This is a genomic window from Vibrio methylphosphonaticus (assembly GCF_023634655.1).
GTDB lineage: Bacteria > Pseudomonadota > Gammaproteobacteria > Enterobacterales > Vibrionaceae > Vibrio > Vibrio methylphosphonaticus.
Genome location: NZ_JAMKMS010000012.1, coordinates 24,507 through 47,262, shown reverse-complemented (window position 1 = coordinate 47,262; position 22,756 = coordinate 24,507). Strand labels below are relative to the sequence as shown.

The following is a 22,756-nucleotide window of genomic DNA, read 5'->3' as shown; positions in this document are numbered from 1 at the left end:
CAGCTATTAAATCATAGACAGAGCCCAGTCATCATTCGATGACTGGGCTCTGTCTATCTATTGATCGGCTTATCAAAGCTCTTCAGACAATTCAAATTCAATCCGCACTCTTGATTTAGACTTTAACTCATTACAACTATGGCAAAAGTAGCTAGCAGAACCACACGCCTGCAGTTTTTCCAACTGAGCAGAACAATCGGGGCAAAATGCGACTTTTCGAAAATGCTGGCGACATGATGAACAATAATATTGCCCATCCCAAGTCAAAGTCGAATGACAACTTGGACACGGGTTTTCTTGACCTTCCATGTCATCTCCTCAATGAATCATTATGAGTAAAAATAAAAAACGTCGCGAAACCTCTTTCTTTGTTCGCGCAACGCCATCTTAATCGTTTTCATCTTCGCATTTATTGATCTTAATGTCCTATGCAAAGCTTCTCTTTGTCTCACATCATCACCTCTTAGCCACTATGCACCCCCCTCACTGTTTTGACGTCTTTTATCTTCCACACTACGCTAAGTAGGCGTGAAATAGATCGCTTCTCACTTAACACCCTAGCGACGTATTACGCGATCTTATCTTGATCCCACCCAAAAGCTATGTTGATCAGCGATCTGCTATAAAAAGAACATTTATATAACCACACACCGAAAGCATAAGTTACATATCCTGCATTTGGAATTAAGGCAGAACAAACAACCATGATAAAGAAGTTAGGAAACATATATCAGAGTTTAATAAAAAGATCATTTTCCAAATCAGTTGATTACATGGGTATGCATACGTATATACGTTGATTCTATCGTTTCAAGCTTAATCTGCGTTTCCGAAATTGAAGATGTGGATGTCACATGCGTTCCTCCACAAGGCATAATCACAAGCTCGTCCCTCTTATACCACTGCCAATATCGAGAACTGGTCAAATAAGGCCCCTCTAATTGCATCTGAATCGACGATGACTGAGATAACCATTGCTTTAACAGTGTATTAACTGCTACCTCTATCTCGACAATGTCCGAAAGCACATCTGCCGTATTTAAACCACGCTTCTTTAAGGTTTTACCCAAGCGATATAAATCCACGCATCTATCAGGAAAGACCTCACTTCGCTCTTGAGCGTAACTGTTAAAATCATAATGCCCTAAGCCATCTACTCGATCCGCAACTTTTCGCCAATACTTATCGGCTAATACGCTGTTTAGAGCTAAAGAAGCAATATGACCGGCAGTGTGCCCGCGACTCAAACTCGCTTGATAATCGGCATCAACTTCTAGCGTGACCGTTTGACCCTGTGTCAGCGCTAACCTTGAAGTAAGACGATGAACCACAACAAACACCCAACCTTCCGTATCACGCTTTACGGGTATCGCAGCACCGACATAAAGCATACTTGTCGCTAACTCTATTGCGCCGACTAAACAGTCACCCACATCTATACGCTTGCCATCGACGGTTATCCAACCACGATCTGCTGGATGGTCGGGCCATATGTGACTAACAGGATGAAACGGCGTACTTTCAACCACCACATCCGTATACTCTTGACTGTCTACCTGCATTTGAACGACGCTTTCAAGCTTAGTCATTTCATGGCAAAAAAAGGTTTTCGTTGCTGTTATCATATTTTAGCTTCCCTTAAACTAAAAAAACGCCCACTGATAATCAGCGGGCGTCTCTATTGTTTCTTACGCTTTATTTTTTAGTACGACCTTTCATCATGGTCATTAAGCGCTTATGTTTTCGCTCTTGCGACAACGTCATCTTGTTCGACTTACCTTCAAATGGGTTTTCGCTGTTTTGGAACTGAATCCTAATCGGCGTCCCCATAATCTCTAAAGCACGACGATAGTAATTCATCAAGAAGCGCTTGTAAGAGTCTGGTAGTTCCTTAACTTGGTTACCATGAACGATAACGATTGGTGGGTTATAGCCACCAGCATGCGCGTATTTAAGCTTAACACGTCGACCACGAACCATTGGGGGTTGGTGATCATCCGTTGCCATCTTCATAATACGAGTCAGTACAGAAGTACCCACACGTGTTGTCGCTGACTTATACGCCTCTTGTACCGATTCGAATAAGTGACCAACACCAGTACCATGCAATGCTGAAATAAAGTGAATACGAGCAAAATCAACGAAACCTAGACGACGGTCTAGCTCTTTTTTAACATGCTCTTTTACATCGTTATCCAAACCGTCCCATTTGTTAACCGCGATCACAATAGAACGACCCGCATTTAGAGCAAAACCTAATAAACTAAGATCTTGATCTGAGATATTTTCACGCGCATCAATAACCAGTAATACGACGTTGGCATCTTCTACGGCTTTAAGTGTTTTCACCACAGAGAATTTTTCAACGGTCTCATTGATACGACGACGACGACGAACACCTGCAGTATCAATCAATACATATTCACGCTCATCACGTTGCATTGGAATATAGATAGAGTCGCGAGTCGTGCCTGGCATATCGTAAACAACCACACGTTCTTCACCAAGAATACGGTTAGTCAACGTTGATTTACCAACATTAGGACGACCAATGATCGCTAACTTGATTGGCTGATCTTGCAGACGCTGAAACTCTTTCTCCGCTTCTTCTTCCGTATATTCCAGTTGCTCTTCTTCTGCATCTTCAAAATCAGTCAGATCTTCAATCTCACCATTTTCTTTTTCAAGTGCTTCAGCAAAAGGATTTAACGCACGGTCAATCAAAACGGATACACCACGACCGTGAGCCGCCGCGATTTGATACATGTCATCCACGCCAAGTTTCCAGAATTCAGCACTGGCAACATCAGCATCAATACCATCAACCTTGTTAACCACTAAGATTGCTGGTTTTTCAATTTTACGTAAATGCTGAGCGATTGCTTCATCTGATGGTGTTAGACCAGCGCGGCCATCCACCATAAACAGTACTACATCAGCCTCATCGATTGCGGCTAATGACTGCTCTGCCATTTTTGTTTCAACACCTTCTTCAGTGCCATCAATACCACCAGTATCGATCACAATGAATTCATGCTCACCTAGCTTCGCCTGACCGTACTTACGGTCTCGAGTCAGTCCAGGAAAATCTGCAACTAACGCATCACGAGTGCGAGTTAGCCTGTTAAACAGGGTCGACTTACCTACGTTTGGGCGTCCCACTAGGGCAACAACAGGTACCATAATAACCTCTATACTTATCTTGTTATGTGGTTATAGGTAAATACACGCTTTCCTATAACCACATCATTATCCATCAATCCGAGTACGAAAAGATCCTTTTGCTTCGCAGCAATAAAATGGCTCCTAACTGAGATCAGCAAGGAGCCTTATGTGAATTATATCACGATTTTTTATTTGATCGTCAGTTTCTTTATTTCACCGTCACGATTCACGATGATGTAACCACCAGGTACCATGGTTGGGCCCACAGACAAGCCACTTTCATTCGTCATCTGCTGAGAAACAAAATACCCCGTCTCTCTATCCAGCCAATGTAAGTAACCGAGGCTATCTCCAACAACCACAAAACCATCAACAATCACAGGCGCGGTCAACAAACGGTTTTCTAACTGTTTGTTTTCCCATAGTTCAGTACCACTTCGAGCATCGACGGCAACAATGTGATCGTTGTCGGTAATGAGATATAAATTACGACTATCCGTCGCCATATCCGTTGCTGAAGAATAGTTACGCTTCCAAATTGGATTACCTGAACGCAAGTCTATCGCTATCAATTGCCCATTAAAGCCAATTGTATATAACGTACCGCCAAGAATAACTGGCGACGCGTCCACATCGACAAGGCGATCAATTTCAGTCGCCCCTTTCGGTGTGCCCACGGGTTGCTGCCAAATCAACTGACCACGCTCAACAATCGCAGCCGCGAGACGTCCGTTTGCGGTTCCCCAGAACACACCACCAGAAATCGCCGCTGGCGCACTGTCGCCACGTAACGTTAAGTTTGGAACGTCTGTGCTAATAGCCCAACGCTCTTCACCCGAACTTTGCTCAAGAGCAACTAATAAGCCTTGGCTTGTGTGCACCATAATAAGGTTGGCATCGGCAACAGGTTTCGCGAGCACTTCGCCGTTGACCTCTGCACGCCATGCCACTTCACCAGTCTCGACATCCAGAGCGATAACTTCACCGTTTTCGCTACCGATATAAAGCTTTTGATAAGCCGTTGCAATGCCGCCAGACAGTCGAGCCGAGTCATCATCTTCGAGGTCAACTTGCCACAATGTGTTACCACTTTCAGGGTCGTACGCCTTTACAACACCATCTCGACTGGCAACAAACAATTTATCATAAGCATAGGCTGGCGACAGTTTGGAAAAGAATTGCCCTATTCCGCTACCAATACTTGATGACCATTCAGTTGCCGGTGAAAACTCACTATCAACAACTGGCAATGGTGCCATGATGACGGTATCTTCTTCACTGGAACAACCGGCCAGCACGCCCAGCACCGAAATAGAAAGTAGAACCTTCTTAACGAATCTATTCATCGGCTAGCCCTTACTTGGCAAGATCATCCAGCTTAATCTGCAGCGCTTGGCTGGCATCTTGCGCTTGTTGCGCTTCCGTATAAGCAGAGTATGCAGCATCACGCTCACCAGCGTTAATAGCAATATCACCACGAAGTTCAGCCACTCGTCCTGCCCATGCTTCATCGGTGATTTTGTCTAGCTCGGCTCTTGCGCCATCGACATTCTCTTGCTCAGCCATAATTCGTGCAATACGGTAAGTGACTAACGGAGAAACCGCCACATCTTTGGTATTCGCTTGTGCCCACTGAAGTTGCTCTAGCGCTTGATCGAGCTCACCCGCTTCAACTTGAGCTTTTGCCAGTTGCAGTGACGCTAATACTGAGTACTCTGTCGCCTTACTTGTATCAATAAAGCTTTGAACTTCAGCACTGGCTTCAGTACCTTGTGCGGCGATTGCTTCGACTACGCTTGTATACTGTTCAGACGCGGCTTCTTGAGCTTGAATCGCTGAATCTTGGTAAAAGCGCCAACCGAACAAGCCACCCAATCCAACAACAACACCTAATACAACGGCTTTGCCATTTTCTTGCCACCAATCTTTGATCGCTTCTACTTGTTGCTCTTCAGAATCGTAGAGTTCCACTTCCTGTCCTCTTAAAAATAATATCGTCGCTGTCTAATAAAGAGGTCGTTATTGAACCACCTCTAAGTCGTTACCAAGACAGGATTTAAATAATATCTGCTAATTTAGCGGTTAACTCATTTAGCGCAACAGTTTCCTGCGTGCCACCTTGCAAATCTTTGACCACGACCGTGTTCTCAGCGACTTCATTTTCGCCAAGCACAAGCGCGTAGACCGCACCCACTTTATCTGCACGCTTAAATTGCTTCTTAAAGTTACCACCACCAAAGTGATTCATTACTCGAATACCCGGAATCGCTTCACGTAACTGCTCGGCCAATTTAACGCCGGCAATCATGGTTCCTTCACCAGACGTCACCACATACGCATCAACGCTACGACGTACTTCTGTCAGTTCTAATGTTTCCATCATGAGCACAAGACGTTCTAGACCCATAGCAAAGCCCACCGCTGGCATCGCTTTACCACCAAGTTGCTCCACGAGACCATCGTAACGTCCGCCACCACAAACGGTGCCTTGAGCGCCTAAGCTTTCAGTGATCCATTCGAATACGGTACGATTATAGTAATCTAAGCCTCGAACCAAACGTTGGTTAACCGTATACGCAATACCAGCAGCATCTAATAGCTCACATAAGCCAGCAAAGTGCGCTTTAGACTCCTCGTCTAAGTAATCCGCCAGCTCCGGCGCATCAACCAAAATCGCTTGGACATCTTGATTCTTACTATCAAGTACGCGCAGTGGGTTAGTATGCATACGACGCTTGCTGTCTTCATCAAGCACGTCGATATGCTGCTCTAAGTGAGCAATCAACGCGGTACGATAGTTCGCACGCGCTTCAAGTGAACCGATAGAGTTAAGTTCTAAACGAACATGTTCATGGATACCCAGTTCGCGCCATAAACGCGCTGTCATCATGATCAATTCAGCATCGACATCAGGGCCATCAAGACCGAACACTTCGACACCACATTGGTGGAATTGACGGTAACGACCTTTCTGTGGGCGTTCATGACGGAACATTGGTCCCATGTACCACAAACGCTGCTCTTGGTTGTAGAGCAAACCATTTTCAATCCCTGCTCGTACACAGCCAGCGGTTCCTTCAGGGCGCAGTGTCAGGCTATCGCCATTACGGTCCTCAAAGGTGTACATTTCTTTTTCTACCACGTCGGTGACTTCACCAATCGCACGGCGGAATAAGTTTGTCATCTCAACAATCGGCATGCGGACTTCATTGTAGCCGTATGCACTGACAACCTGTTTAACCGTATTCTCTACTTTTTGCCAAAGAGGAGATTGTGTTGGAAGGCAGTCATTCATGCCTCGTATTGCTTGTATAGTTTTTGCCACAGTTAAATACCGTTATCGTTGAGATTATTTATCGTCTATCTGACTAATATTGATTCGATTGTTTTCATCTAAAATTGAGGCTTTCGCGCGAATTTTAGCTTCTAACTTACTAATAAGATCATCGTTGTCTAAGCGCTCTTTTTGACGTTTGCCATCTTCGTAAAAAGCACTTTTTTTGTTACTGCCTGCTAGCCCTAAATGAGACACTTCAGCTTCGCCGGGACCATTCACTACACACCCAATGATAGAAACGTCCATTGGCGTAATGATGTCTTCTAGACGCTGTTCCAGAGTATTCACGGTGCCAATAACATCGAACTCTTGGCGAGAGCAACTTGGGCAGGCTATGAAATTAATACCACGAGAACGAATACGCAGTGATTTAAGAATATCAAAGCCAACTTTAATTTCTTCTACTGGATCGGCAGCTAAAGAGATTCTCAGTGTGTCACCGATACCTTCCGCTAACAGCATACCCAGACCAACAGAAGATTTAACCGCACCCGCTCGTGCGCCACCCGCTTCGGTAATACCCAAGTGCAAAGGCTGATCAATTTTCTTTGCCAACAATCGATAAGAATCAACCGCAAGAAAAACGTCGGAAGCTTTTACGCTGATCTTGAATTGATCGAAGTTAAGGCGATCTAGAATATCGACGTGACGCATCGCAGATTCCACCAACGCGGCAGGTGTCGGTTCGCCATACTTCATTTGAATATCTTTCTCTAACGATCCGCCATTCACACCGATTCGAATAGGAATGTTGTTATCTCGAGCGCAATCGACCACTGAACGAATACGTGCTTCGTTACCAATGTTGCCCGGGTTAATACGCAAGCAATCTACGCCATACTCTGCCACTTTTAGGGCAATTCGATAATCAAAATGAATATCGGCCACTAATGGAATCGACACTTGCTTTTTAATTTCTCGAAAGGCTTCTGCAGCGTCCATTGTTGGTACAGAAACGCGGACAATATCTGCTCCGACATTTTCCAACGCTCGGATCTGAGCAACCGTCGCTTGCACGTCTGTTGTACGCGTGTTTGTCATGGATTGAACGGCGATTGGTGCGCCGTCACCGATAGGTACATCACCCACATAAATACGCGTAGATGGGCGACGTTTAATTGGAGATTCGTGATGCATATTGATTTCTAAGGTAAGGTGAATCGAGCTACTTTGCCTGAAGTATACCCAGAAAGGTCGACAGGTTCACTCGCAAATGTCATAGAAACCTTTTCTGGAGCGCCTAAGATGATTTTAAATGGTGCTTTACCATTCACATCCACCAGCTCTCCCGGCTTCTTGATTCCTGTCGTCACGGTTTTTCCATTGGCATCTTTAACTTGGATCCAACAGTCACCTTCAAACGACATGGTTAAATTGGTTAATCCGTTCTCAGCTGTTTTTTTTTCTGTTACTTGGGGCGCCGTCGACTCTTCTATATCAGAGTCAGTCGCTACCGAGTCATCGACTGCAACCATGTCATTATCGACAGTAGCCGGCTGCGCTTCCGCTTCTGAACTTTCTAGTACAGCAGAAACATCAAGGGTTTTAACTTGCTCGGTTGCCTCAGCAGGCAAGGTATCAAATGTCGTATTTTGTGCAGAATTAGACTCAGAGTCGGTCTCAGCCACTTCTACGGTAGGTTCGCTGGTATCGGCTATTTCAGATAACGTATCTTTTTGTTGATTTTGCAACCACCAAACCGATGAAATTCCGATAATGACAGCAAAAATTCCCCATGTGAGTTTCATGATGCGACTATCGTGTTTTTCTTTGTTTGTTTTCTGCGAGAAGCTTTGCATCTCTTGTTCACTGTGCTGAGCTTCACCATGATGATCAATCGCACCTAGCACTTCTTTTTCTTCTACACCCACGGCTTTGGCGTATGAACGAAGGTACCCTCGGGTAAACGTTGCTACCAGCTCGCCATCAAACTCATTCGATTCTATCTTTTGAATGATAGCAACTCGCAAACGAAGTCGATCAGCAATCTGCTTTTGAGTCAGCCCTAATGCTTCTCGCTTTTGCTTTAAAATGGTTCCAGCTAAGACAACGTCTTTTTCTTCTAGGACACGCTCTGTACTTTGATTGCTATCTGTACTCATTTATTCTGTACTTCTTATGGTTGTTGCTGTGATTCACACACGCTTATTTCATTTTATTTATCGGTGTTTATTAATCATCAACAAGGTAAATCGTATGCACTAACTGTATCTACAGCATAGTCCCTATTAGTCATCGCAACCACGGTATTCACTGCTCACTGGTTGACAATATAATATGCTCTCAGGCCAAAAATTTTTCTCAATCTCTGAGATTTCCAATCTCTAGCGCTTCATGATAATCGATTCTATTCATGAGTTAAAATAACCAATCGTAAATCAATGCAAATACGGGCTATTTTGATTAAAAATTAACAATACTTGCCTTGATCAGGCGACGCTTTGAACTATTTGATTAATAAAAACAATATTTGTTCCCTAATAGCAAAAATATTTGTATAGCTTTGTGGCAGCGATCGGATAATTTCGTCAGATGATTCTCTAGATGCTAAGTACAAAAAAGCCAAGTCGAAACTTGGCTTTAGAATATAGAACATTACAGCGTTTTAACAGGTATCGCTTCTGCGCCTTTTTGAGTCATTTGCTTCGTGCGTTTTGTACGGTCAATCACATCACCCACTAACTGACCACAGGCTGCATCAATATCATCGCCACGTGTTTTTCGAACCGTTACTGTGTAATCATATTGCATCAAGGTTTTCATGAAGCGATCGATTCGGGAATTACTTGGCTTCTTGTAAGGCGACCCCGGATACGGGTTAAATGGAATCAAGTTAATCTTAGCTGGCGTGTCTTTTAATAGCTCGGCTAGCTCACGCGCATGGTCCATATCGTCGTTTACATGATCAAGTAGAACATACTCAACGGTTACACGACCTCGGTTTGCATTTGATGAAGCAATATAACGCTGAACAGAGGCTAGGAAGTCTTGAATATCCCAACGATCATTGATTGGCATGATTTCACTACGTAGCTTATCGTTTGGAGCATGAAGTGAAATAGCTAACGCCACATCAATGTTACCCGTCATTTGATCAAGCCCAGAAACCACACCTGATGTTGATACGGTAATACGGCGCTTTGATAAACCAAATCCCAAATCATCTAGCATTAGTTCTAGGGCGGGTAGCAAGTTTTTCATGTTAAGAAGGGGTTCACCCATTCCCATCATCACAACGTTCGTGATAGGACGACGACCCGTTTCTTTTTGTAAGCCAATTTCTCGCGCGGCACGCCAAACTTGTCCAATAATTTCAGACACTTTTAGATTACGGTTGAAACCTTGCTGAGCAGTCGAGCAAAACTTACACTCAAGTGCACACCCTACTTGGGATGATACACACAATGTGGCACGATCTTCGTCCGGAATATAAACCGTTTCAACATCTTGGTCGCCTACTCGCATCGCCCATTTAATGGTGCCATCCGATGAATGCTGAGCTTCCGAAACAGTAGGGGCTTTGATTTCAGCCACTCTCAACAACTTCTCGCGAAGCTTTTTGTTGATGTTGTTCATTTTCTCAAAGTCATCACAACCAAAATGGTAGATCCACTTCATTACCTGATCAGCACGAAAGGCTTTTTCGCCTAGCTCTTCTTGGAAAAACTTACGCAAGCCCTTGCGATCAAAATCGAGTAGATTGACTTTTTGTACGGTCATGTTGCCTCTTAAATGACGAAGATTCTGTTAAGGGCGCGAATTGTACAGCCTTTAGGCTCCTGCAACAAGCGCAACAAAACCCTAAAATAATAAGGCTTTCATTTATAAGTGAACATTTTTTATACAGCACACCGAACGAGCAATAAAAAAGGAGGCTACCGCCTCCTTTGTATTCTTATCTTCGATTAACGAGGGCAGATCTCTGACTCAGGAAAGAAAAATTCAATTTCGCGTGCTGCTGACTCAGGGCTGTCTGAACCATGAACTGAGTTATAACGCATACTCAGCGCATAATCCGCGCGTATCGTGCCGCAGGCTGCTTCTTCTGGGTTAGTCTTGCCCATCAGTTCACGGTAACGACAGATCGCATCTTCCCCTTCCAGCACTTGAACCATAATAGGTCCTGAGGTCATAAATTCACGTAGCGCTGGGAAAAAAGGTTTACCTTCATGCTCTGCATAAAAGCCTTTCGCTTGCTCATCGGTCAAGCGAACCATTTTCGCCGCAACGATGCGTAGACCTGCTTTCTCAATTCTATGATAGATTTCACCGATAAGGTTGCGCTCAACCGCATCGGGTTTGACGATTGAAAATGTTCTTTCTAGGGTCATCGTTCTTCCTTTCAGTTTTTGTTATCTATTGCTTTTGTATTTGCAATTTCCTGGCTTATGCCATTATTTTTTAGCTTGTTCCACTAATAAACGAGCTAAAGTACGTGTTCCCATCCCGGTTGCACCTGCAGCCCACTTGTCTGAAGCAGACTTACGATAGGTGCCTGCGCAATCAAAATGTACCCAGCCTTTCTTATAATCCTCAACAAAGTAAGACAAGAAAGCGGCAGCCGTACTCGCACCTGGTGAATAATCACCGCTGCTTATGTTAGAAAGATCCGCGAAGTTTGATGGCAGCATATTACGATGGAAATCAGCAAGTGGAAGTGGCCAAAGCCCTTCTTTCTCTTGATTAGCATTCGTCAGCGCTTGATGAGTCAGTTCATCATCAAACGACATAATCGCGTGGTAGTCATTACCAAGCGCATTCTTCGCTGCACCTGTTAATGTTGCGCAGTCGATGATCATTTCTGGATTTTGCTCACTCGCAAAAATCAGACCGTCCGCCAGCACTAAGCGCCCTTCGGCGTCGGTGTTCATGATCTCTACGGTTTTACCATTCTTATAGGTAATAACGTCACCAAGTTTTAATGCTCGGCCTGACACCATGTTTTCAGCGCAGCAAAGAATCAGCTTCACTCGTTTGTTTAACCCACGAAGAATCGCTAGCCCTAAACCACCAGTAATGGTCGCTGCCCCACCCATATCGGCTTTCATCGCCGTCATGAAATTAGACTGCTTTAAACTATAACCACCAGAGTCAAAAGTAATTCCCTTGCCCACTAAACAAGCAAAAACTGGCGCTTCAGGATCACCGGTCGGGTTAAAGTCCAACTGCAACATGGCTGAGGTACGGGCTGAACCGCGCCCCACAGCAAAAATGCCCGTCCAGCCTTCAGTTAACAAGTCCTTGTCTTTAACGATACGATAAGTGACATGCTCTGGTGCTGTGGATTTAATAAATTCCGCCGCCATAGTGGCAAGTTGGCGAGGCGCCACTTCTTCGGCGCTTTTATTAATAATATCGCGGGTCCAGTCAGAAGCTTTAATACGGGCATTCAATTCGTGAGTATCCATTTCGCTTAGATCAGGAAGCTCTACCGATGTTGTTTTCTTAGGATTGCGGTAACCTTGATAAAAAGCCCACGTCGCTTCTAAATCCCAGCTATCACCTTGTAAACTCACACATGTGATGCCTTGCGAGTCCAATTTTCGAGCCGCTCTTTGAATAACATCTAGATCTAGATTTTCGGTGAGATGAATTGTCGTGCCTGACTCTGAATAAGAAAGCGTCGCGCCTTCTCCCCATTGTGCTGGTGCCACTTCTTGGCTCAGAAATACCGACAGTGCATTAGACATGGTTTCTCCTAGTCTGGTCCATTATATGTTTCGTCGTCTTTGTAATTATCAAGATGTTAGCATTATGTAGAGTCAATACCAATGACATGCCTATCTGAATTAATAACAATGTAACAACTGAATACAAAAAAACGGGCCATAGGCCCGTTTTTATCACAATACGTTAGATAATCGACTTACTCGAACTCATCCATCCAGCATAATATGACAGCTTCCAAAATCTTTTCATTAGAACGGTTTGGTTCATCATCAAACTCTTCTAAATCACAGATCCACTGATGTAAATCGGTAAATCGTACCGTTTTAGGATCAGTGTCTGGAAACTTTTCACACAACTCAATGGCGATATCACGTGAATCCGTCCATGTTAAACTCATAAGCTCTCCTTAGCAGACGCTTTAATGATCTTCTGATGCGTGATTAAGGGTATATTTAGGGATCTCTACAACTAAATCTTCATCCATCACTTTGGCCTGGCAGCCTAAACGTGATTCAGGCTCAAGACCCCATGCTTTGTCCAGCATGTCATCTTCTAACTCATCACTTTCGTCTAAAGAATCAAACCCTTCACGTACTACAATGTGACAAGTGGTACACGCACACGACTTTTCGCAAGCGTGCTCAATTCCGATACCATTTTTTAGTGCAACGTCTAATACCGTTTCACCTGGTTTCGCCTCTAAAACCGCACCTTCTGGACAGAGGTCCTCGTGAGGTAATACAACAATTTTTGGCATGACTACTTGGTCCTTACTTTTAAATATTGTCGACTGATTGGCCAGCTAATGCTTCTCGGATGGATTTATCCATACGACGAGATGCAAAGTCTTGGCTCGCTTTATCAGTGTCTTTAATACCTTGTTCAATGGCGTCAGCGTTGTCACCATTGCGCAATTGAATCAGTGCTTCTATCGCGCTGACTAACGACTGTTTGCCAGCATCATCCAATAGTTCATCACCATCGGCTTGCATCGCAGCCACTAGCCCTTCGATAACGCGATCAGCTTCAACACGTTGCTCAGCTAATGCTCGAGCTAACATATCTTCTTTAGCGAATGTCATCGAATCCTTAAGCATATTCGTGACTTCTTCATCACTAAGGCCATAGGATGGCTTAACTTGGATCTCAGATTGAATTCCCGTACTTTTTTCCATTGCGGTAACGGACAGCAGACCGTCGGCGTCAACTTGGTACGTCACTCGAATGTGCGCAGCACCTGCCGTCATCGGAGGTATGCCCTTCAAAGAAAAACGAGCTAAAGAACGACAATCGTCGATTAACTCTCGTTCGCCTTGAACGATATGTACCGACATCGCCGTTTGACCATCTTTAAAAGTGGTGAACTCTTGTGCACGAGCGACCGGAATGGTGGTGTTACGCGGCACAATCTTTTCAACTAAGCCACCCATGGTTTCTATACCAAGAGACAGTGGAATAACGTCGAGAAGCAGCATTTCTGAATCTGGTTTATTGCCCGCTAAAATGTCGGCTTGAATTGCAGCACCGATTGCCACCACTTCATCAGGATTAATCGACGTCAGTGGGGTTTTCCCAAAGAACTCGCCAACCATTTCGCGAACCAGTGGTGTGCGGGTTGAACCACCGACCATCACCGTTTCCAAAACTTGTTCTGCGTCGACTTCTGCATCACGTAACGCACGACGGCATGACAAAAGGGTTTTCTTTAATAAAGGACGAATAATGTCATTGAATGTTGAGCGTGTAAGCTCACCTTGCCAACCAAGCACCGAAACCGACGTGCTTTCAGCATCACTTAAATCAATTTTTGCTTGAGTCGCCGCATCAAGAAGCTCACGCTGTTGCGCCGCGTTTAACTCTGCCAGTCCAATAAGAGATTGGAAATAATCGGCAATAAGGTGATCAAAATCATCACCTCCGAGCGCTGAATCACCACCCGTGGCTAATACCTCAAATACCCCTTTGGATAGGCGTAAAATTGAGATATCAAACGTACCACCACCTAAGTCATAAACGGCAATCACACCTTCTTGACCGCTATCTAACCCATAAGCAATAGCGGCGGCAGTTGGCTCATTGAGTAAGCGAAGCACATGCAAACCAGCGAGATTAGCCGCATCTTTTGTTCCGACACGCTGCGCATCATCAAAATAGGCTGGCACAGTAATAACAACACCGGCTAGCTCACCACCGAGTGAGGCTTGAGCGCGTTCAGCAAGTGTTTTCAGGATATCGGCTGATACTTGAATTGGGTTTTTGTCCCCAGCTGATGTTTGCAGTACTGGCAAGCCATTAGCACTTTCAGATAACAGATAAGGCAATGAAGGATAGCGCGCTTTGACATCCGCTAAAGAACGGCCAAGTAATCTCTTAACCGACACGATAGTATTCTCAGGATCCTTGGATGCATTATTTCTTGCATCGTAACCAACGGTTACCTTATCTTGCGAATAATGGACCGCAGACGGTAAGATTTTTTTACCATGAGAATCCGCGAGCGTAGCCGCTTCGCCACTTCTTACGCTAGCAACCAATGAGTTAGTCGTTCCTAAATCAATTCCTGCTGCCAGTTTGTGTTCGTGTGGTGCAGAACTTTGTCCCGGCTCTGCAATTTGAAGTAATGCCATTCAAATATCCTTGGAGGCTGTCATTAGCCAAGCAGTTTTTCTTCTAACTGTTCGATTTCGTTTTTAAGCTTGGCGATAAATTTGAGTTTTCGTACGCTGTCAGCAGCGCTATCCCAACGAGCCTGTTCCAACTCATGAGTCAAGTCAGTTAAGTGCTCGTTAAACATTTTGCTTACCTGACGCTCAAAGTCAAAAAGTTCTTCTTCTGCATTCGCTGAATTTGCCACGTCTTCGAGTGTTTCGCGAAGTTCCATTTGTTCCATAAGAAACATAGGATCTTGAAGGGTTTTATGCTCGCCACGAATATCAATACCACTTTCGGCAAGTAAGTATTCTGCCCGTGAAATAGGACGTCGCAGCACTTCATACGCATCGTTAATCTGCGCAGCCTTTTGCACCGCCAATAATCGATCTCGCTCAGAAGCTGAGGCAAAATTATCTGGATGAAAACGCTTTTGAAGCTCAAGAAACTGAGAAGAAAGAAGGCTACCGTCCAGAGAAAACTGAACAGGTAGCCCAAAAAGTTCAAAATGATTCATATCGTATGACTCGTATTGTTGGAGCTCAGAAAACTGAGCTCCTTAGCGGTTAAACATTAAAGCTTTCACCACAACCACATTCGCCTTTCGCATTAGGGTTGTTGAACTCAAAACCTTCGTTTAAACCTTCTTTTACGTAATCCAATTCTGTTCCATCTAGATAGACAAGGCTTTTAGCATCAATGATAACTTTCACACCAGCGTGTTCAAACACCTCATCACCATCATCTAGATCATCAACGAACTCAAGTACGTACGCCATTCCTGAACACCCGGTGGTTTTAACACCCAAGCGTAGACCAAGGCCTTTACCACGGTTATCTAGAAATGTTCTTACGCGACTTGCTGCTGCGTCTGTCATGGAGATGGCCATACTACAACCTTATCTTTAATCTATTGAATCAATTTGTTAGGTATTTACCTAGGGTTTAGTCGTGCTTTTTCTTGTAATCAGCAACGGCAGCTTTAATTGCATCTTCAGCAAGGATAGAACAGTGCACCTTAACTGGCGGCAACTCTAACTCATCCGCAATTTCAGAGTTTCTGATAGCTGCTGCTTCGTCCACTGATTTACCCTTTACCCACTCAGTGACAAGTGAACTTGAAGCAATAGCTGAACCACAACCATAGGTTTTAAATTTAGCATCTTCGATAATACCTTCCGGTGTTACCTTGATTTGCAGCTTCATTACATCACCACACGCAGGGGCACCAACCATGCCGCTACCTACGTTTGGATCATTTTTATCAAATGAACCGACGTTACGTGGGTTCTCATAGTGATCAATTACTTTTTCGCTGTAAGCCATAATGTTATCCTCGAATCCTCTATTTCCTTGAGATTAGTGGTGTGCCCACTCGACCGTATCTAGGTCAATCCCTTCGTTATACATATCCCATAGAGGAGACATGTCGCGTAACTTATTAACTGCTGTTTTGATTTGCTCAATAGCATAATCAATTTCTTCTTCCGTAGTAAAACGGCCGAAGGAGAAACGTACTGAGCTATGCGCAAGCTCATCGTTTAAGCCGAGTGCACGCAGCACATAAGAAGGCTCTAGACTCGCTGAAGTACAAGCTGAGCCCGATGAAACGGCTAGATCTTTCAGTGACATCAACAGTGACTCGCCTTCAACAAAAGCAAAGCTAATGTTCAAGTTATGCGGAACACGCATTTCTAAATCACCATTCACTGTCACGGCTTCAAGATCTTTTACGCCAGCATAAAGACGTTCGCTCAGTGCTTTCGCATGTTCGTAATCTTTTTGCATATCTTGTTTCGCAATCGCAAATGCTTCGCCCATGCCCACAATCTGGTGAGTTGCTAGAGTACCAGAGCGGAAACCACGTTCGTGACCACCACCGTGCATTTGCGCCTCTAAGCGAATGCGTGGTTTACGGCTGACATACAAAGCACCAATACCTTTAGGACCATATGCTTTATGTGCAGAGAGCGAGATAAGATCCACTTTCAATTCTTTTACATCAATCGGTAATTTACCGGCAGACTGAGCAGCATCGACGTGAGAGATGATCTTTCTGCTACGACACAATTCGCCGATTGCCGCGATGTCTTGCACGACACCAATTTCATTATTCACATGCATGATAGACACCAATACTGTGTCTTCACGCATAGCCGCTTCAAGCTTAGCTAGATCAATAATGCCATTGCTTTCTGGCTGAAGGTAAGTCACTTCAAATCCTTCGCGCTCTAGTTGGCGACAAGGATCCAAAACCGCTTTATGTTCAGTTTTACACGTAATAACGTGCTTACCTTTCTTGCCATAAAAATGCGCTGCACCTTTAATTGCAAGGTTATCTGATTCTGTTGCGCCCGAAGTGAAAACAATTTCACGAGGGTCTGCATTCAGCAAATCTGCAATTTGCTCACGTGCATTATCTACTGCTTCTTCTGCCTGCCATCCATAACGGTGCGAGCGTGACGCTGGGTTACCAAACGTTCCGTCCATAGTCATGAATTTAACCATCTTATCAGCAACGCGAGGGTCGACTGGACAAGTGGCAGAGTAGTCTAAATATATAGGCAGTTTCATTCTTTACTCCAATGTAAACGCAACACTACTTACGAGCGAACATTAATGCCGATGGGGGCAGCGTTATTATTTTTTCTGGAAAACCCATTATTGACCGTAAGACCGATGTCCTGACGATCAGAAATTTCAAGGACTTCATTATCAACCATCAACTCACCGAGAGTGATGTTGTTAAGGAAATCGCTAATACGAGAGCTTAAATCTCGCCACAATGTGTGAGTGAGACAACGAGTACCGCCTTGGCAATCCCCTTTGCCAGCACATTTAGTTGCATCAACCGATTCATCCACAGCAGCAATAACAGTACCAATGGAAATGTCAGCGCCGTCAGTGCCTAGGCGGTAACCACCACCTGGACCACGTACACTTGAGACTAATCCGGCTTTACGCAGTTTAGAAAACAGCTGTTCTAAGTAAGAAAGGGAGATCCCTTGACGCTCAGAAATATCGGCCAGTGGGACTGGGCTTTGCTGTGAGTGCAGCGCGACATCGAGCATCGCCGTTACTGCGTATCTTCCTTTTGATGTTAATCTCATATCACACGTTTCCACATTGTCTTTGTGGATTCAATTTTTCCATACCTGACTGTTTTAATCAAGTATTTATTTGACTAAATTAGTCAGGTATTCATCCTCACACTAAATGTGGTTATTTTTTATCCGAATACATTTTATCAATAGACGTCAAAATACCACGCAATGTGTTGATTTCTTGAGATTCAGGACGAGCACGACTAAATAGTCGGCGCAGCTTATTCATAACAAGATTCGGCTTATCCTTAGAGATAAACTGGGTATTGGTGATCACATTTTCAAGGTGCTGGTAGAATAATTCCAACTCTTTGTGACGCGGATAATCCGGTTCGTCTTGGGCAGGAAACTGTTGACTCTCACGATCTAGATGAGCAACGCGAACTTCGTAACTTAACGTTTGAACTGCCATCGCCAAGTTGAGTGAACTGTACTCTGGATTAGCTGGAATACAAGTATGGAAATGACATAATTGCAGTTCATCATTAGTAAGACCGGTACGCTCGCGTCCAAAAACTAAGGCAACTGGGTGCTTCTCACCCTCGATAGCAAAGCGTTGCCCACATTCACGTGGTTCAATCATAGGCCAGTCTAATGTACGAGAGCGAGCACTTGAGCCCACAACTAAGCCACAGTTTTCGACCGCTTCTTCTAACGAAGAGACAATTGTTGCACCTAAAGCGATATCACTTGCACCCGCAGCCAACGCGACGGCTTGCGCATCTACTTCGCATTGAGGATCCACTAACACCATTTGGCTTAACCCCATGACTTTCATCGCACGAGCAGCCGAACCTATATTTCCAGAATGAGAAGTTCCGACGAGAATGATCTTAACGTTGTCTAGCATTGTCAATTAGCACCAAGATTACAAAACCGCCGAATAATAGCATAAACCTGACTAAAATAGTCAGGGTCTTTTTATTCCCCCTAATGACAGAACAAAAAATAACCACTTCCCTTTTGCCGAATCTTTGATATACTCGCGGCCGCTTTTTGTTCTTTAACATCCGTTGGGAAAATTCGTATGCATCCAATGCTAAATATCGCTATACGCGCTGCGCGTAAAGCTGGCAACCATATTGCTAAATCACTTGAAAACACTGATAAAATTGAATCAGTACAGAAAGGCACTCAGGAGTTTGTCACTAACGTAGACAACGAAGCTGAAGCAATCATTATCCATACTATTCAAACATCTTACCCTGAGCACAGCATTATTGCTGAGGAAAGCGGTATGATTGAAGGTAAAGATAGTGATGTTCAATGGATCATCGACCCACTGGATGGCACCACTAACCTTATCAATGGTCTACCACACTTCTGTGTTTCTATTGCTGTTCGCATGAAGGGCAGAACAGAAGTTGCGTGTGTTTACGACCCAATGCGTAACGAGCTATTTACTGCACAACGTGGTTCTGGCGCTCAACTTAACAACGCACGTATTCGTGTAACGCCTCTAAAAGACCTTAAAGGTACCATCATCGGTACTGGCTTCCCTTACAAGCAAAAGCAGCATTCTGAAAGCTATTTCAAAATCATGTCTTCAATGTTTGTTGAATGTTCTGATTTCCGTCGTACTGGCTCTCCAGCACTTGACCTTTGCTACCTAGCAGCGGGTCGTGTCGATGGTTACTTCGAACTTGGACTGAAGCCTTGGAACATGGCAGCTGGCGATCTTATTGCTCGTGAAGCTGGCGCGATTGTTACTGATTTTGCTGGCGGCACCGACCACATGAAATCTGGTAACATCGTAGCGTCTAGTGCACGTGGCGTTAAATCAATGCTTAAGCACATTCGTGAAAATTCTAATGAAGGTATGCTTAAGTAATTTATCATTACTTAGCATTCACTACGTTTCTCAAATCCCAGCCTTAAGGCTGGGATTTTTTTTACCTGTTGCTTTTCTTCCTGCTGGCTAGCTTTCATTAATCAATGAATAACAGAAACCTACCCTCAAAAAAAAAGGCCGCTCTGAGAGCGACCCTTTTCATTCAACATCAGAGAACTACGGCATTTCGTCGAACTCTTCGCCTTCTTTTTCTATCTGTGTTGGCATCAAGTGCTCACGCTGAATACCAAGTTTCAGAGCAAGGGCTGAAGCCACATAGATTGAAGAATAAGTACCAACAGTAATACCAAGCAATAGTGCTAATGCAAAGCCATGGATCATCGCTCCGCCTTGCGTAAACAACGCAATGACTACAAATAATGTCGTGCCAGACGTAATTAACGTACGGCTTAGCGTTTGTGTAATCGAGCTATTCATGATTTCTGGCGATTCACCTTTCCGCATCTTACGGAAATTCTCACGGATTCGGTCAAAAACTACGATGGTATCGTTAAGTGAATAACCAACCACGGTGAGCAATGCTGCCACAATGGTCAAATCAACCTCTATCTGTAATAGGGAGAAGATACCTAAGGTAATAATAACATCGTGCGCCAGTGCCATTACTGCACCCGCCGCTAAGCGCCACTCAAAACGTATCGAGACATAAATCAAGATACAGATCAGTGAGACTAAGATGGCCAGGCCACCCGCCTCCGTTAGCTCATCTCCGACATTCGGACCAACAAATTCAATACGGCGCATTTCAACACTTTCGCCCGTACCTTCTTTGATTGCACTCAGGATTTGATTACCTAGCGCTTCGGCTTGAACACCATCACGCGGGCGTAAACGTACCATTACATCACGAGAAGAACCAAAGTTCTGCACAGTTGCGTCGCCAAACCCTTCGGCATCCAATGCGCTACGCACATCTTCAAGGTTCGCAGGTTGCTCAAAACCAACTTCAATCAGCGTACCGCCGGTGAAATCGAGGCCCCAATTTAACCACTTCGTAGACAGAGTAAATAATGCAGCAGCAATCATTACGAGTGAGAACGCAAATGCTACTTTTGACCAACGCATAAAGTCGATCGTTTTGTCCAATTTCATTATCTGAAACATAACTAATTCCTAGATCGACAATTTTTTAACGCGCTTGCCGCCATAAACCAGGTTCACTAAACAGCGAGTACCAATGATTGCGGTAAACATAGAGGTAATAATACCGATTGAAAGTGTCACAGCGAAGCCTTTGATGGCACCCGTACCGACAGCAAACAAAATTATGGCAGTAATTAGCGTCGTAATGTTGGCATCGGCAATCGTACTAAATGCGTTTGCGTAGCCTTGTTGGATCGCTTGTTGAGGATTACGTCCGTCTCTTAACTCTTCCCGTATTCGCTCAAAAATCAGTACGTTTGCATCAACCGCCATACCGACCGTCAGTACAATACCGGCGATACCAGGGAGCGTCATTGTCGCGCCAGGAATCATCGACATCACACCGATAATTAAAACGATGTTTGCCATCAAGGCACAGTTAGCAAAAAGACCAAAACCACGGTAGTAGATAAGCGTAAACAGCATCACAGCAATCATACCGGTAATACACGCCATGATACCCATATCGATATTCTGTTGACCCATTGATGGACCAATAGTTCTTTCTTCAACAATCGAGATAGGCGCTATCAAGGCACCAGCACGAAGCAATAATGCTAAGTTATGCGCTTCCGCTGCTGAGTCGATACCGGTAATACGGAAGTTACGACCTAGCGCTGACTGAATCGTTGCTTGGTTGATAACTTCTTCATGCTTATCAAGAATGACTTTGCCTTCAGGCGTGCGTTTACCACTATCTTTGTACTCTGCAAATACCGTCGCCATTAGCTTGCCGATATTTTGACGAGAGAACGCCGCCATTTTGTTACCACCCTCACTATCCAGTGAGATATTAACTTGTGGGCGACCATATTCATCCGCGCTTGAGCTCGCATCAGTAATGCTTGCTCCACCGAGGATAATACGTTTTTTCAGAACCGCAGGACGACCATCACGATCAAACTTGATTTCGCTGCCAGCAGGGGCGCGGCCACTCGCCGCCGCGGCTAAATCGGCACTGCTATCAACTTCTCGGAATTCAAGCGTTGCCGTTGCACCAAGGATTTCTTTAGCTCTTGCCGTATCTTGAACACCAGGAAGCTCAACCACTATGCGACTCGCGCCTTGACGCTGTACTAATGGTTCAGCAACACCAAGCTCATTAACACGGTTACGTAGAATGGTAATGTTCTGCTCGACAGCATAATTACGAATTTCTTGTAGGCGGGTTTCTTTAAAGCGAGCCACAATAGCGAAGCGGCCATTGGTGTTGGAATCAAAAAAATCCATGTCAGGATGCTTTGACTCTAACGATGCTAATGCTTGCGCAAGCTGCGCTTCATCTCGAAGTAAAACCTCGACTGCATCCTTTCCAGAAGGGCGAATCGAGCGATAGCGAATACGGTCTTCGCGCAACTCACTTCGAAAGGCTTCTTCTTGTTGACCAACCAGCTTTTCCATGGCTGCATCCATGTCGACTTCCATCAAGAAGTGGACACCACCACGCAGATCGAGACCTAGTTTCATTGGCGCAGCACCAATCGCTTCAAGCCAATGAGGCGTTGCAGCTGCAAGGTTAAGGGCAACTATAGAATCTTGACCTAGAGCTTCACTGATTACGTCTCGCGCACCGATCTGAACATCAGTATTGTTGAAACGAACCAAGATTGAACCATTTTCTAGGGCAATGGATTTATAAGAGAGCTGCTCTTCACCTAGAGCTTGAGTGACAGTATCCAGCGTCGACATATCAACAGAGGCGCCACGCGCCCCTGTAATTTGAATAGCCGGATCTTCACCGTATAAGTTGGGAAGCGCATATAATGCTGCGATAGCAATGGTGAAAATCACCATTAAGTACTTCCACAGAGGATAACGGTTTAGCACAGCGAGGAT

General features: G+C 44.6%; 23 protein-coding genes. 1 reads left to right on the top strand and 22 read right to left on the bottom strand.

What is annotated here, in order from left to right:
- Window positions 1-72 precede the first annotated feature (72 nt).
- From M9196_RS14720 to trmJ, 20 genes are all read right to left on the bottom strand, one after another.
- Complete coding sequence (locus tag M9196_RS14720) at window positions 73-309, bottom strand: zinc ribbon domain-containing protein (protein ID WP_250618288.1); 237 nt, start codon at window positions 307-309, stop codon at window positions 73-75.
- A 452-nt stretch (window positions 310-761) separates the two neighbouring features.
- The gene (locus M9196_RS14715; protein WP_250618287.1) at window positions 762-1,625 is read right to left on the bottom strand and encodes an alanyl-tRNA editing protein; all 864 of its coding nucleotides are present in this window, start codon (window positions 1,623-1,625) and stop codon (window positions 762-764) included.
- Window positions 1,626-1,695: 70 nt separating this feature from the next.
- On the bottom strand, window positions 1,696-3,183 hold the full coding sequence (der, locus tag M9196_RS14710; RefSeq protein WP_250618286.1) for a ribosome biogenesis GTPase Der: 1,488 nt from the start codon (window positions 3,181-3,183) through the stop codon (window positions 1,696-1,698).
- A gap of 170 nt (window positions 3,184-3,353) precedes the next feature.
- Complete coding sequence (gene bamB / locus M9196_RS14705; protein WP_250618285.1) at window positions 3,354-4,511, bottom strand: outer membrane protein assembly factor BamB; 1,158 nt, start codon at window positions 4,509-4,511, stop codon at window positions 3,354-3,356.
- Between the two features lie 10 nt (window positions 4,512-4,521).
- Window positions 4,522-5,136: a YfgM family protein gene (locus tag M9196_RS14700; protein ID WP_250618284.1), complete on the bottom strand. Its 615-nt coding sequence runs from the start codon at window positions 5,134-5,136 to the stop codon at window positions 4,522-4,524.
- Window positions 5,137-5,221: 85 nt separating this feature from the next.
- Window positions 5,222-6,490 (bottom strand): histidine--tRNA ligase, encoded by a 1,269-nt coding sequence (gene hisS, locus M9196_RS14695; protein WP_250618283.1) that lies wholly within the window; start codon window positions 6,488-6,490, stop codon window positions 5,222-5,224.
- Window positions 6,491-6,514: 24 nt separating this feature from the next.
- Window positions 6,515-7,639 (bottom strand): flavodoxin-dependent (E)-4-hydroxy-3-methylbut-2-enyl-diphosphate synthase, encoded by a 1,125-nt coding sequence (gene ispG / locus M9196_RS14690; protein WP_250618282.1) that lies wholly within the window; start codon window positions 7,637-7,639, stop codon window positions 6,515-6,517.
- An 8-nt stretch (window positions 7,640-7,647) separates the two neighbouring features.
- Complete coding sequence (gene rodZ / locus M9196_RS14685) at window positions 7,648-8,604, bottom strand: cytoskeleton protein RodZ (RefSeq protein WP_250618281.1); 957 nt, start codon at window positions 8,602-8,604, stop codon at window positions 7,648-7,650.
- Window positions 8,605-9,097: 493 nt separating this feature from the next.
- Complete coding sequence (locus M9196_RS14680; protein WP_250618280.1) at window positions 9,098-10,222, bottom strand: bifunctional tRNA (adenosine(37)-C2)-methyltransferase TrmG/ribosomal RNA large subunit methyltransferase RlmN; 1,125 nt, start codon at window positions 10,220-10,222, stop codon at window positions 9,098-9,100.
- 185 nt (window positions 10,223-10,407) lie between these two features.
- Complete coding sequence (gene ndk, locus M9196_RS14675) at window positions 10,408-10,833, bottom strand: nucleoside-diphosphate kinase (protein ID WP_250618279.1); 426 nt, start codon at window positions 10,831-10,833, stop codon at window positions 10,408-10,410.
- Window positions 10,834-10,896: 63 nt separating this feature from the next.
- Entirely contained in the window at window positions 10,897-12,192 is a 1,296-nt protein-coding gene (gene pepB, locus M9196_RS14670; protein WP_250618278.1) for an aminopeptidase PepB, read from the bottom strand.
- Between the two features lie 176 nt (window positions 12,193-12,368).
- Window positions 12,369-12,569: a Fe-S cluster assembly protein IscX gene (gene iscX / locus M9196_RS14665; protein WP_250618277.1), complete on the bottom strand. Its 201-nt coding sequence runs from the start codon at window positions 12,567-12,569 to the stop codon at window positions 12,369-12,371.
- A 21-nt stretch (window positions 12,570-12,590) separates the two neighbouring features.
- Window positions 12,591-12,929: an ISC system 2Fe-2S type ferredoxin gene (gene fdx, locus M9196_RS14660; RefSeq protein WP_250618276.1), complete on the bottom strand. Its 339-nt coding sequence runs from the start codon at window positions 12,927-12,929 to the stop codon at window positions 12,591-12,593.
- Between the two features lie 19 nt (window positions 12,930-12,948).
- Window positions 12,949-14,799 (bottom strand): Fe-S protein assembly chaperone HscA, encoded by a 1,851-nt coding sequence (gene hscA / locus M9196_RS14655; protein WP_250618275.1) that lies wholly within the window; start codon window positions 14,797-14,799, stop codon window positions 12,949-12,951.
- A 23-nt stretch (window positions 14,800-14,822) separates the two neighbouring features.
- Window positions 14,823-15,338, bottom strand: coding sequence for a co-chaperone HscB (gene hscB, locus M9196_RS14650; protein ID WP_250618274.1), 516 nt, complete (start codon window positions 15,336-15,338; stop codon window positions 14,823-14,825).
- A gap of 49 nt (window positions 15,339-15,387) precedes the next feature.
- Window positions 15,388-15,711: an iron-sulfur cluster assembly protein IscA gene (iscA, locus tag M9196_RS14645; protein WP_250618273.1), complete on the bottom strand. Its 324-nt coding sequence runs from the start codon at window positions 15,709-15,711 to the stop codon at window positions 15,388-15,390.
- A gap of 55 nt (window positions 15,712-15,766) precedes the next feature.
- Window positions 15,767-16,147 carry a Fe-S cluster assembly scaffold IscU gene (iscU, locus tag M9196_RS14640; RefSeq protein WP_250618272.1) on the bottom strand — a complete coding sequence of 127 codons (381 nt, stop codon included), beginning with the start codon at window positions 16,145-16,147 and terminating at the stop codon, window positions 15,767-15,769.
- 33 nt (window positions 16,148-16,180) lie between these two features.
- Entirely contained in the window at window positions 16,181-17,395 is a 1,215-nt protein-coding gene (locus tag M9196_RS14635; protein WP_250618271.1) for an IscS subfamily cysteine desulfurase, read from the bottom strand.
- A 29-nt stretch (window positions 17,396-17,424) separates the two neighbouring features.
- Window positions 17,425-17,931 (bottom strand): Fe-S cluster assembly transcriptional regulator IscR, encoded by a 507-nt coding sequence (gene iscR, locus M9196_RS14630; protein WP_250618270.1) that lies wholly within the window; start codon window positions 17,929-17,931, stop codon window positions 17,425-17,427.
- A gap of 112 nt (window positions 17,932-18,043) precedes the next feature.
- Window positions 18,044-18,775, bottom strand: a complete 732-nt coding sequence (gene trmJ / locus M9196_RS14625; RefSeq protein WP_250618269.1) for a tRNA (cytosine(32)/uridine(32)-2'-O)-methyltransferase TrmJ — start codon at window positions 18,773-18,775, stop codon at window positions 18,044-18,046.
- Between the two features lie 177 nt (window positions 18,776-18,952).
- On the opposite strand from trmJ, the gene suhB reads away from it, so the two are divergent.
- Window positions 18,953-19,756, top strand: a complete 804-nt coding sequence (gene suhB, locus M9196_RS14620; RefSeq protein ID WP_250618268.1) for an inositol-1-monophosphatase — start codon at window positions 18,953-18,955, stop codon at window positions 19,754-19,756.
- 177 nt (window positions 19,757-19,933) lie between these two features.
- On the opposite strand, the gene secF is transcribed toward suhB, so the two are convergent.
- Together secF and secD are read right to left on the bottom strand one after the other, a co-directional pair.
- Window positions 19,934-20,881, bottom strand: coding sequence for a protein translocase subunit SecF (secF, locus tag M9196_RS14615; RefSeq protein WP_250618267.1), 948 nt, complete (start codon window positions 20,879-20,881; stop codon window positions 19,934-19,936).
- 9 nt (window positions 20,882-20,890) lie between these two features.
- Complete coding sequence (gene secD, locus M9196_RS14610; RefSeq protein ID WP_319946354.1) at window positions 20,891-22,747, bottom strand: protein translocase subunit SecD; 1,857 nt, start codon at window positions 22,745-22,747, stop codon at window positions 20,891-20,893.
- Between the last annotated feature and the right edge of the window lie 9 nt (window positions 22,748-22,756).